This window comes from Streptomyces chilikensis (genome assembly GCF_001642695.1).
Taxonomy (GTDB): Bacteria; Actinomycetota; Actinomycetes; order Streptomycetales; family Streptomycetaceae; genus Streptomyces; species Streptomyces chilikensis.
On sequence record NZ_LWCC02000069.1, the window covers coordinates 1 to 10873 of the forward strand.

The following is a 10873-nucleotide window of genomic DNA, read 5'->3' on the forward strand; positions in this document are numbered from 1 at the left end:
CCGGCCTGGCGGGGGGCCGCCGGCCTGGCGGGGCGGCGGCGCGCGCCCGTGGGCGGCCCTCCGCGTGGCCGCGGGCGATCGCGTCGTCGGCCGTCCGCCGTCAGCCCTCGGCCGGCAGCGGGACCTCCCAGACCAGCGTGGTGCCGCCGCCGGGCGGAGTGGTGAGCTCCAGCGTGCCGCCCCGCTGCTCGGCGCGTTCGGCCATGTTCCGCAGCCCGCTGCGCCGTCCGCCGGGCGCGACGCCCACGCCGTCGTCGGTCACCGTGAGGCGCACGGTGCGGCCGTCGGTCTCCAGCACCACGTCGACCCGGCCGGCGCGGGCGTGGCGGGCGGCGTTGGCCAGTGCCTCGGCGAGCACCGCCACCAGGTCGTCGGCCGTGCGGCCCGGGACGACGGTGTCCACCAGGCCCTCCATGCGCACGCCGGGCGCGAAGCCGAGCACCGGCGCGGCCTCGCCCGCCACCCGGACCACCCGGGAGCGCAGGGTGGCGGTGCCCTCGCCGTCACGGGCGCGCAGCCCGAAGATGGTCGAACGGATGATCTTGATGGTCTGGTCGAGGTCGTCGACCGCGCGCAGCACGCGGTCGGCCGCCATCGGATGCTCGATGAACCGTCCGGCGCTCTGCAGCGTCATCCCCGTGGCGAACAGCCGCTGGATGGCCAGGTCGTGGAGGTCGCGGGCGATCCGGTCGCGGTCCTGGAGCACGGCCATCTGCTCCGCGTCGCGGCGTCGCTCGGCCAGCTCCATGGCGATCGCCGCCTGCGCCGCAAACGCCTGGAGCTGCTCGGTCTCGTCGCCGGTGAACGCCGCTCCGCCGGCCTGGCGGGCGAGCAGCACGACGCCGCGGACGCCCTGTCCGCCGTCGCCGATCGGCACCGCCACCGCCGGGCCCTGGCCGGGCAGCAGCGAGAGGTCGTCCGGCAGCCCGCCGCCGTCGGCCGGGGACGCCCAGAAGGCGGGCGAGGCCGTCGCGAAGGAGCGGCCCATCAGGCTCTCCCCCACGTCGAGGACCAGGCCGCCGAGTTCGTCGGCCCCCTCGCCGGTGGCCAGCTCCACCCGGAGGGAGGCTCCGTCGTCCAGCGGCACCGCGACCACGGCGCGGGCGGCGCCGGTGATCTCACGGGCGCGCTCCGCCATCAGGCCCAGCACGTCGGCGCGGCCGGTGCCGGACATCAGGCTGTGGGTGATCTCGGCGTTGGCGCGCAGCCACCGCTCGCGCAGCCGGGACTCCTCGTAGAGGCGGGCGTTGTCGATCGCGACGCCGGCGGCCACGGCGAGCGTCGAGAGGACCGACTCGTCGTCCTCGTCGAACTGGACGCCGCCCCGCTTCTCGGTCAGGTACAGGTTGCCGAAGATCTGGTCGCGCACCCGGATCGGAACGCCCAGGAAGCTGTTCATCGGCGGGTGGTGGGGCGGGAAGCTGTGCGAGGCGGGGTGCTCGGAGAGCTTGGTGAGCCGCAGCGGCTCCGGGTGGCGGATCAGTTCGCCCAGGATGCCGTGGCCCTCGGGGTAGGGGCCGATCCGGGCGATCTCCTCGTCGCTCACCCCGATGGTGTGGAAGGCGGAGAGGCGCCGCCCGTCCGGTCCGATCACGCCGAGCGCCGCGTACCGCGCGTCGACCAGCACCGCCGCGGCCTCCACGATGCCGTGCAGCGCCTGCTGGAGGTCGAGTTCCCGGCCGACCGAGAGCACGGCCTCCAGGAGGCTGTGCACGCGGTCACGGGTGCCCCTGGCCGCGTCCAGCCGCGCCTGCACCTCGCCCAGGAGTTCGTCGAGCCTCAGTTGCGGCAGCCGCACGCGCGGCTCCGGGGATTCCTCAGCCACCGGTCGGCCCCCTCCGTCTTCGTCCGACAACGGCCCGCAACCGTGAAGATTACGTGACGGGCCCCGCGTTGCCGGGTGAGGGGGCGGGAAAGGCGGTCACCCCCGCGCCGTACGCGGGGGTGACCTGGGACGACCGGGGCGGGGCGGGGCGTGGGCGTGGGCGGACGGGCGTCCCCGGCGTCAGCGCCCGGCCTGGAGGGCTCCCCAGGTGCCGGATCCCACGATGCCGTCGGCGGTCAGGCCGCGGCCGGTCTGGTACTCGCGCACCGCTGTCGCCGTGCCCGGGCCGAAGACGCCGTCGGCGTCCACGGTCCGGCCGAGCGCCGCGGTGAGACCGCGCTGCAGGCGTTCCACCGCGGCCCCGGTGCTGCCCTGCTGGAGGACGGGCGTGGTTCCGGCGGTGAGCAGCGCGGTCCAGGTGCGCCTGCCGACCACGCCGTCGGCGGTGAGGCCCCTGGCGGTCTGGAAGGACTTCACGGCCGTGGCCGTCCCGGAGCCGAAGATCCCGTCGACCGTGCCGGCGCCGTGCCCCTGCTGGTTGAGCAGGTGCTGCGCGGCGCGGACGAGGTCACCGGTGGATCCGGTGCTGACGGACGTGTAGGCGGGGAAGGTGAGCCGCACCTCGCCGCCGGAGTTCGAACCTCCGACCAGCTGCATGTAGTACGACCAGTCCCAGTACGGCCCGGGGTCGGTGTGGTCGTTGCCGGGCACCTCGACGTGGCCGACGATGTGCGCGCGGTCCTTGGGGATGCCGTAGCGGTCGGCGAGGTGCCTGGTGAGGGCGGCGGACGAGCGGTACATGGCGTCGGTGAACCACGCCGGGTCGCTGACGTAGCCCTCGTGCTCGATGCCCACGCTGTAGGGGTTGCCGGACCGGGCGTGCCAGGCGGTGTCCTTCTCGCGGACCGACTGGGTGACCTGGCCGTCCGAGGAGCGGATCGTGTAGTGGGCGCTCACGTCCGAGGACGGGTTCTGGTACCAGCTGATGGAGCCCGCGTACGACCCCTGGGTGACGTGCACGACCACATGGGTGATGGCGGAGGCGCGGCCCACCGTGTAGTTGGAGGCGTCCGCCGGGACCCACAGGGCCGGCGCGTAGTCGGTGCTCTCGACGCCGAAGTCGTCCCCGGCGGCCCGCTCCAGCCTCCCCCGGTCGGGCTCCACCGCACGGGGGGCGACCCTGAGCGTCTCGCCGCTCCTGGTGCGGGCGGTCAGGCCCTGGCCGAGGAAGTCGTAGACCGCGTCGGCGTACAGCCGGGCGGCCGCGTCGTCCTCGGCGCCGCCGTAGGCGGCCACGGCCTCGTACCAGGCGCCCGCGTCCCGGCGGCCGGCGGCGTCGAGGCCCCGTTCGTCGGCCAGGGCCCGCAGGACGGCGGCGCCGCCGCGGACGTTGGCGGCGGTGTCCTCGCGCAGCCGGGCGGGGGACAGGCCGGTGAGGGCGGCCGCCCGCTCCAGGGTGCGGTGGTCCGGGTTGCTGACCAGGTGCATCACGCCGTAGCCGTTGGCCTGGCTGGGTCTGCCGCCGTGGTCGTCCAGACGGCTCTCGCCGTGGGCGACGGCGACCAGCAGGTCGCGCGGCACCCCGTACTCGGCGGCCGACCGTTCGAAGGCCCGGGCCAGCGGCCCGGCGGACGACTCCGCGGACGGCCCGGCGGCGACGGCGCGGTCCGGTGCCGCGACGCCGGCGGGGGCGCCCGTGACCATCAGCGCGCCCGCGAGCAGGGCGCCCAGGGCGGGGACGGCCGTGCGTCCGGACAACGCCGTGCGCGTCCGGTGCGCCGTTCGTGTTCTCACAGTTCCTCCAGGTCGCCGGAGCGGGTCGTGGGGCCGCCGATGTCGTGCGTGGCGCGCACCACTCCAGCCGATCCGTCATGCACGCGTCAATAGCGCCCGGGTGTTCCGAGCCCCTGTGGCACGCGTGGTGACGGCGCGTCGGCGGGAATCCGCTCCAGGACCCCGCCCGCGAAGACGTCGTACAGCGGCAGCGTCTCCAGGTGGACGTAGCCGATGTGACAGTCGCAGACCGCGAGCGGGCAGGTGCGGGGCCGCAGAGCCGCACGGAACGAATCGTCGTACAGGTTGCCCAGTTCCGCACGGACGAAGTGGCAGCGGCGGACCGTCCCGTCGCCGTCCACGGAGACCACGGACTCCCCCGTCCGGCAGGGCAGGCCGCCGCTGCGGTGCGGGTGCCGGCTGTACGGGAAGAGCGGGTCGAGCTCCGTCCACGACGCGGCCTGCGCGTCCGTGTAGGTGTGCCCCTCGGCCGCGTTGACCCAGAGGTAGACCCGTGCGGGGAGGTCCGCGCGCAGCCGCCGGGCGTGCTCCAGGTGGTCCGGGAGGCCGACCACGCCCACGCTGAAGCGCACCCCGCGCGCGGCCAGGTCGTGCGCCTTGGCCAGGAAGCGGTCGTAGGGGGTCTGGCCGGGGTGGTAGGTGCACCACAGGGCGAGGGTGTCCAGGTCGGCCCCGGCCAGCCAGTCGGTGCGGCAGCTGAGGTTGGTCTGTATGGCGACGCGGCGGATGTGCGGCAGCCGCGACAGCCGGACCATGGCGTCGCGGTACCAGGAGCGCACCAGGCCCTCGCCCCAGGGGGTGAGGAGCACGGACAGCGTGTCCCCGGTCCGGGTGGCCGCCCAGTCGGCGAACCGCTCCAGCGCCGCCCGGTCGGCGCGCAGTTGCTCCGGGGTGTCGCGCCGCTTGGCGAACGGGCAGTAGGGGCAGTCGTAGTCGCAGGAGGCCAGCGGGCCCCGGTACAGGAGCGTCAGGTCCATCGGGCGCCGCTCACTTCGCGTCGTAGGCGGCCATGGCGGCACGGACCGCCGGCGAGAAGAGCTCGGGGCCGAGCGCGTCCGAGTGGGCGAGCCCCTCCTCGGAGAGCCGCAGCAGCCCGTCGGGCGCGGAGTCGTCCAGCCAGCCGCGGCGGGCGAACCGCGCCAGCTCGGCGGGGAAGTCCTCCTCGGGGCCGTTGCCGAACCGGGCGGCGTAGCCGGCCCGCTCCATCCCGCCGGCCTGGAGCAGCGACTGGAGCAGGTGCCGGCGGCGCGCCTCGTCGCCGTCGATCGCCCTGCCGTACTCGGCGTACCGGAAGTCGTCGGCGGGGCGGGCGGCGTAGTCGTCGACGATGGCGCGGATCTGCCGCATGTCCACGGCGTAGTCGAACGAGTAGTGCAGGCCGCGGGTGTAGGAGCGGGCGCCGCAGCCCAGACCGATCATGCCGTCGGTCTGGCAGGCGTGGTCCTCCTCGCCCGTCGCGGGGGCGTCGGCGCGGCGGAACATGCGCATCGACCGCTGCTCGTAGCCGCGGGCCCGCAGGTGGTCCCGGCCGGTGCGGTAGAGCGCGAGGCGCAGGCGGTCCCACGCCGTGTCCGCGTCGGCGCCGAGCCGTCCCAGACCGGTCAGCGGGCGCACGTAGAGGGGGTAGAGGTAGATCTCCTCGGGGTCCCAGGCGAGCGCGGCGTCCAGCGACTCGGTCCAGGTGCGTTCGGTCTGGCCGTCGATGCCGTAGATGAGGTCGATGTTGAGGACGGGTATCCGGGCCTCCCGGATCCGCCCGAGCGCCGCCTCGACGTCGGCCCGCCGCTGGGGGCGGACGGCGGCGCGCGCCTCGGAGTCGACGAAGCTCTGCACGCCCAGGCTGAGCCGGGTGGTGCCGCGGTCGGCGAGCACGGCGAGCCGGTCGGCCGTGGCGGTCGCCGGGGACGCCTCCACGGAGAGCGGGACGGCCCGCAGGTCGACGCCGGTGCGCCGCTCGGCGATGTCGCAGAGCCGCTCCAGTTCGGCAGCGGTCAGGAAGGTGGGCGTGCCTCCGCCGAACGCGGCGGTGGCGAACCGCACCGGCTCCCCGTCGCCGAGCGCCTCGCGAGCGGCGCCGGCCTGCCGGTCCAGGGCGTCCAGGTAGGCGCCGGTGAGCCCGTCGGGGGCGCCGATCCGGGTGAACAGGTTGCAGAAGCCGCAGCGGACCTCGCAGAACGGTATGTGCAGGTAGAGCGAGAGGGCGTCCTTGGGCTCCCCGGCCCACAGCTCCCGCAGCGAGGGCCGGGGCTCCAGGCGCCGGTAGGCCGTCTTGTGGGGGTAGGCGTAGACGTACTGGCTGTACGGCCGGGGGTCCGCGGAGGCGGCGGTGGCGACAGGTGCCGGGGCGTTCATCGGGCCTCGTCGTGGTCGAGGAAGAAGTGGGCGTAGGGGACGGTCCAGACGACGGGGTGGCCGAGGCGGTGTCCCGTCCAGCCGTCGTCCCCGTAGGCGGTGCCGTGGTCGGAGCAGACGACGGCGAAGCAGCGGCGGCGGCTGCTCATCGCGTCGAAGAGCCGGCCGATGTGCCGGTCGACGTACTCCAGGGCGGCCGCGTGGCTGGCCCGGGTGTCCCCGTCCTCGCGGGTGGCCCCGGGCAGGTGGAACCAGTTGGGCTGGTGCAGCGCCGAGACGTTGAGGAAGAGGAACAGCCGTCGCTCGCGCGGCAGCCGGGCCACCGCCTTCTCGGCGCAGGCCACCTGTGCCTCGAAGGAGGTCGGCGAGGGCACCCCGAACTCCGGCTCCCAGTGCGACTCCGCGAAGAGCCCCGGCAGCACGGAGCCCAGCGGGCCCTGCTTGTTGAAGAAGCCGACCCCGCCCACGCACACCGTGTGGTACCCGGCCCCGGCCAGCCCGGAGACCAGGTCGGGCGTGTCGTACACGAAGGTGCGCGGGGCCGTGGTCTCGCTGCCGGCGAACCGGGCGGCGAACAGACGCGGGTGCGGGCCCGGCCGGGCCGGCGTGGGAAGGAACCCGGCGAACATCGCCTGGTGGGAGGCGTAGGTGAAGCTCCCGGGCGCGTGCCGCTCCTCCCACCGCCCGCCGGGGAGGTGGCGGGCGAGGTTCGGGATGCGTCCGGCCTCGGCCAGTTCCACGGCCACGTCGTGGCGGAGGGTGTCCAGGGTGACCATCAGCAGGTCGTGACTGCCGACGACCTCGTTCATGTCCGGCTCAGGCACGGACGGCGGGGACTGCGGCGGCTGGGGCGGCTGCGGCGGTCGTGACGGCATGGGGCGTCCTCGGGTCGTGCGGTGGTACGGGGGCGGGGTCGGTGCGCAGGGCCGCGCGCACCTGGGCGGCGTAGGTGTCCAGTCCCTCGGCGCCGCTGCCGGGCAGCCCGGTGAGGCGGGGAAGCAGGTCGCCGAAGGCGTTGACCTCGCCGACGGCGCAGCGCCGCCAGCCGACCGCGGGCAGCAGGTCGACGCCCACGCACAGGGTGCGCGGGAAGCAGGCGGCGGCCCGCTCGCAGACGGCGAGCATGCCGGCCCAGTCGCCGCCGGCGGCCTCGACGGCCGCGCGGACCGCGGCCAGGTCGCCGCGTTCGCCGCCGAGGTGGAGGTTGGTCATGGGCGACCGGCTGGTGCGCGCCACGGCGTGGGTGGCCCGTCCGGCGACCACCACCACCCGCAGGTCGCAGGTCCGGCCGCCGACGGCCGCCTTGGGCAGCCAGCGTTCGAGGTGCAGACCGTCGGGGGCCAGCGCGTCGACCACGGCGGCGATCTCCCGCTCGTCGTGGTGGCGCCGCAGCCGCAGGGAGTTGAACAGCCGTCCGTCGTCGGTCCGTTCCACCGAGGTGGTGGCGCGGATCCGGCCGCCGGACGCGGTGTCGATCGCCAGCACCCCGGAGGCCGAGGAGCCGTGGGCGAGTTTCAGGAAGACCCGGGGCAGGCGGTGTTCGCGCATCAGCGCCCGGACGTCCTCCCAGCCGCGCACCTCCGGCGCGCCGGGGCCGGACGTCGGCGACTCGGGCACCGGGACACCGGCCTCCCGCAGGACGGCGTGGCAGCGGCGCTTGTCGAAGAGGACGGCGAGGTCGTCCGCGTCGTCGAGCGTCCGGCCGCCGGTCAGCGTGCGGGCGGCGGCGGTGAACCGCCGGTACCAGCGCGCGGAGCCCTCGACCCGGGCGGGGTCGGTGACGTCCCGCAGCAGCCGGTCGACCTCCGGGTCCTCCCCCGGCGAGTCGACCCGGACGGTCTCCTCGCCGGCGAACTCCGCCCCGCCGTCGCGCAGCACGTCCAGCCACGGCACCACCCGGGGCCCGGGCAGCCCGGCGGCGCGCACGGCGGCCGAGAAGAGGGCCACCCGGCGGTTCCCCGGGTTGCCGACCACCGCGAAGCGGGTCCCGCGCTCACTCCGGGGCGGCGGCATACCGGAATCCCGGGGGGAAGGGCACGGGGCTCGTCGGCGGCCGCACGCCGTGCGGCTCCGGGGCGGAGCGCGGCCGGGCGGCCGCCGGGTCGCCCGGGCAGCGGTGGCGCGGGCCGTGGAAGCGCCGCGGGTGGCCGGAGCGTACGTGCACGTCCGGGCTCACTCGGCGACGGCGATGTAGCGGTGGACGCCGTCCTCGTCCTCGTCGGACTCGGCGCCGCCGTCGTCGAGGTCGACCTCCACACCGGCCGGTTCGAGGGTTTCCCTGAGCCGGGTCCGCAGCTCCTCGCCCACGAAGTGGTGGTGCAGGTCGAGCTTCCTGAGGTGGGTGAGCGGCTGGCCCGCCAGCAGGGCGGCGGCGCCCTCGTCGGACAGGGTGCCCATGGAGAGGTCCAGCACGTCCAGCCGCGCCACCACGGGGGCGCCCGCCAGCGCCTCGGCGATCCGGTCCTGGACGACGCTGTTGCGCAGCGCCAGGTACCGCAGCGAGGGCAGCCGGGTGCCGTCCAGGACCGGCTGGAGGTCGGCGGGCTCCGCGTCCCCGCCGTACCAGTCGGAGCCCAGCCACAGGTCCAGGTGCTCCAGCGCCGGGAAGTCGCTCGCCGCGATGCCGCGCACCACCTCCGCGGCGAGGCCGCCGGTCTCCACCACGAGCGACTCCAGCCGTTCGTGACGCAGCGGCGGGAACGCCAGCCCGCTGCCTCCCCGCACGCCGAACCGGCGCAGGCCGGGGAAGTTCTCGAGCAGCGGGGTGACGTCCGACTGCGCGATCCAGGAGATCTCCGACTCCTCGTACGTCATGTCCCCGAGGAAGAGGGCGCGCAGCGCGGGGAGCCGGTCGCGCGCCGCGACGATCGCGTCGACGACCTCCTTGCTCGAGTTCTCGTAGGCGTCGCGCCACGGGCCGACGATCAGGGCGCGCACCCGCGACAGGTCCACCGCCCCGGCGAACCGGGCGAAGGCCTGCGCCCACTCCTCCTGCGGCTCGTACACCTCCACGCCGATGCGCCAGGCCACCGTCTCAGGGTCGGGGAGTTCCCGCTCCTCCCCCACTCCCGGGAAGGTGAAGGAGGGCAGGCCGTACAGCTCGTCCAGGTGGTGGTTGACGGTCATGGCGCTTCTCCTGACGCTCCCCGGTTCGAACAGCGGACTGCCGTTCTGCCAGCAGTTCTACCAAGGGCCACCGACAGTGACGACGGCGGGGCGTTCCGCGACAGGGCGTTGTCGGTGGCGGCCCCTACGGTCGAAGACGTGTCCGGGAGACGGCCCGGCGCGGAGCCGAGGGGAGAACTCTGTGTACCGGCAGGGAGATGTGCTGATCGTGCCCGTCGCCGCGGACGCGGTGCCGCACCGGGCGGTGGACGCGCCGGGCGAGGCGAGGGACGGGCGGGGACGGCTGGTGCTGGCCCTGGGCGAGGTCACCGGCCACGCCCACGCGGTGGTCGGCGCGGGCCGGCTGGTGCGCGAGAGCGGTCCGTCCGGGCCGCTGCTGCTCCATCTCCCGGAAGGCGGGCGGGTGGTGCACGAGGAGCACGCGGCGATACCCCTCCCGAAGGGCTGGTACCGGGTGGTCAGGCAGCGGGAGTACGTACCGGGTTCCGTGCGGCTGGTCGCGGACTGAGCGGGACGGACCGGGCGGAACGAGAAGGCCGAGAAGGCCGAGAAGGTGGGGAGAGCGGCGGAATGACGAGGACGACGGACACCGTGGCCGGGGCGGCCGTCCCGGCCGGGCGGGTGGCGGACTGGCGCGGTGTGGCCGCGGCGACGGGGCCGGCCGACCGCGCCGCGGCGGAGGAAGGCCTGCGCCTGGCGTACCGCAGGGCGGGTCTGGCCGAACCGGAGCGGATCCTGTGGGCCGGTTCGCCGCGCGGGGCGGTGGCCCTGCTGCTCGAGGCGGAGGGGCTCGGCCGCAGCGTGCGCGAGCCGGTCCGCACGGCGCCGTGGGCGGCGGAACGGGAGCGGGTGGCCCGCGAGGCGGGGGCGGCCGGCTGGAGCGCCCACTGGGCGGCCACCGGCGGGCGGCTCTGGGAGACCGCCCGCCTGCTCACCGAGCGCATCACCGGCGCGGTGGTCGACGAACTGGCCGGGGACGTCGCGGCGTCGCGGACCCGGGTGCGTCTGCTCCTCCTCGACGCGGTGCTCGGCCAGCACGACGCGGCCTGGCTGGCCGCGTTCGACACGGACCGGGCTCCGCTGGACGGGCTGGCCGCGGTGGCGCGTCACGCCGGCTGGTGGTGGCCCTACGAGAGGACGGCGGTCCTGTGCGAGCGTCCCGTGGAGCTCCACCGGGACGAGAACGGGCGGCTCGACCGGGGCGACGGCCCGGCCCTCGCCTACCCGGACGGGTTCGCGCTGTACGCGTGGCGCGGGATGCCGGTGCCGGCGGAGTTCCTGACGGGTCTCGCGTCGCTGACGCCCGACCGGATCCGGAGCGAGGAGAACGCGGAGCTGCGGCGGGTGATGCTGGAGCACTACGGGTACGACCGCTACCTCTCCGACTCCGGTGCGCGGCCGTTGCACCGGGACGGGTCGGGGGTGCTGTGGCGGATCGACCTGCCGGACGACGAGCCGGTGGTGATGGTCGAGGTGGTGAACTCCACGGCGGAGCCGGACGGGACGTTCCGCACGTACTGGCTGCGGGTTCCGCCGCGGACCCGCACCGCGCGGGAGGGCGTCGCCTGGACCTTCGGCCTCACCGCGGAGGCGTACGCCCCCGTCCGCGAGACCTGACCCGCCCGCCACCGTGCCGCCTCCCCGAGGACGGTGGAGGGGAGCCCCCCGAGCCGCGCCGCCCGGGCAGCGCTCCCGCGCCCACCCGCGCCGCCCGGGCCCCGTTCCCGCGGGCGGTCGTGCCGCTGGGGCGGCGCGGGCGGGGCGCGGGGCGGTGCG

General features: G+C 75.7%; 9 protein-coding genes. 2 read left to right on the top strand and 7 right to left on the bottom strand.

Annotated features, from left to right (window positions below; genetic code table 11):
- Positions 1-100: 100 nt before the first annotated feature.
- From A2U95_RS22505 to A2U95_RS22535, 7 genes are all read right to left on the bottom strand, one after another.
- Positions 101-1825, bottom strand: a complete 1725-nt coding sequence (locus tag A2U95_RS22505; protein WP_240957652.1) for a GAF domain-containing sensor histidine kinase — start codon at positions 1823-1825, stop codon at positions 101-103.
- 180 nt (positions 1826-2005) lie between these two features.
- Entirely contained in the window at positions 2006-3529 is a 1524-nt protein-coding gene (locus A2U95_RS22510; protein ID WP_166026137.1) for an N-acetylmuramoyl-L-alanine amidase, read from the bottom strand.
- 176 nt (positions 3530-3705) lie between these two features.
- Positions 3706-4596, bottom strand: a complete 891-nt coding sequence (locus A2U95_RS22515; protein WP_166026121.1) for an STM4011 family radical SAM protein — start codon at positions 4594-4596, stop codon at positions 3706-3708.
- Positions 4597-4606: 10 nt separating this feature from the next.
- Complete coding sequence (locus tag A2U95_RS22520; protein ID WP_166026123.1) at positions 4607-5971, bottom strand: STM4012 family radical SAM protein; 1365 nt, start codon at positions 5969-5971, stop codon at positions 4607-4609.
- Positions 5968-6780 carry an STM4013/SEN3800 family hydrolase gene (locus A2U95_RS22525; protein ID WP_166026125.1) on the bottom strand — a complete coding sequence of 271 codons (813 nt, stop codon included), beginning with the start codon at positions 6778-6780 and terminating at the stop codon, positions 5968-5970. Before A2U95_RS22525 ends, A2U95_RS22520 begins: the two co-directional genes overlap by 4 nt.
- 7 nt (positions 6781-6787) lie before the next feature.
- Positions 6788-7984: an STM4014 family protein gene (locus A2U95_RS22530; protein WP_166026127.1), complete on the bottom strand. Its 1197-nt coding sequence runs from the start codon at positions 7982-7984 to the stop codon at positions 6788-6790.
- Between the two features lie 159 nt (positions 7985-8143).
- Positions 8144-9097: an STM4015 family protein gene (locus tag A2U95_RS22535; protein ID WP_166026129.1), complete on the bottom strand. Its 954-nt coding sequence runs from the start codon at positions 9095-9097 to the stop codon at positions 8144-8146.
- A 181-nt stretch (positions 9098-9278) separates the two neighbouring features.
- Here A2U95_RS22535 and A2U95_RS22540 point away from each other — a divergent pair, with 181 nt between their 5' ends.
- Both A2U95_RS22540 and A2U95_RS22545 read left to right on the top strand, forming a co-directional pair.
- Positions 9279-9605, top strand: coding sequence for a hypothetical protein (locus A2U95_RS22540; RefSeq protein WP_166026131.1), 327 nt, complete (start codon positions 9279-9281; stop codon positions 9603-9605).
- 62 nt (positions 9606-9667) lie between these two features.
- Entirely contained in the window at positions 9668-10714 is a 1047-nt protein-coding gene (locus A2U95_RS22545) for a DUF6745 domain-containing protein (protein WP_166026133.1), read from the top strand.
- Positions 10715-10873: the final 159 nt, after the last annotated feature.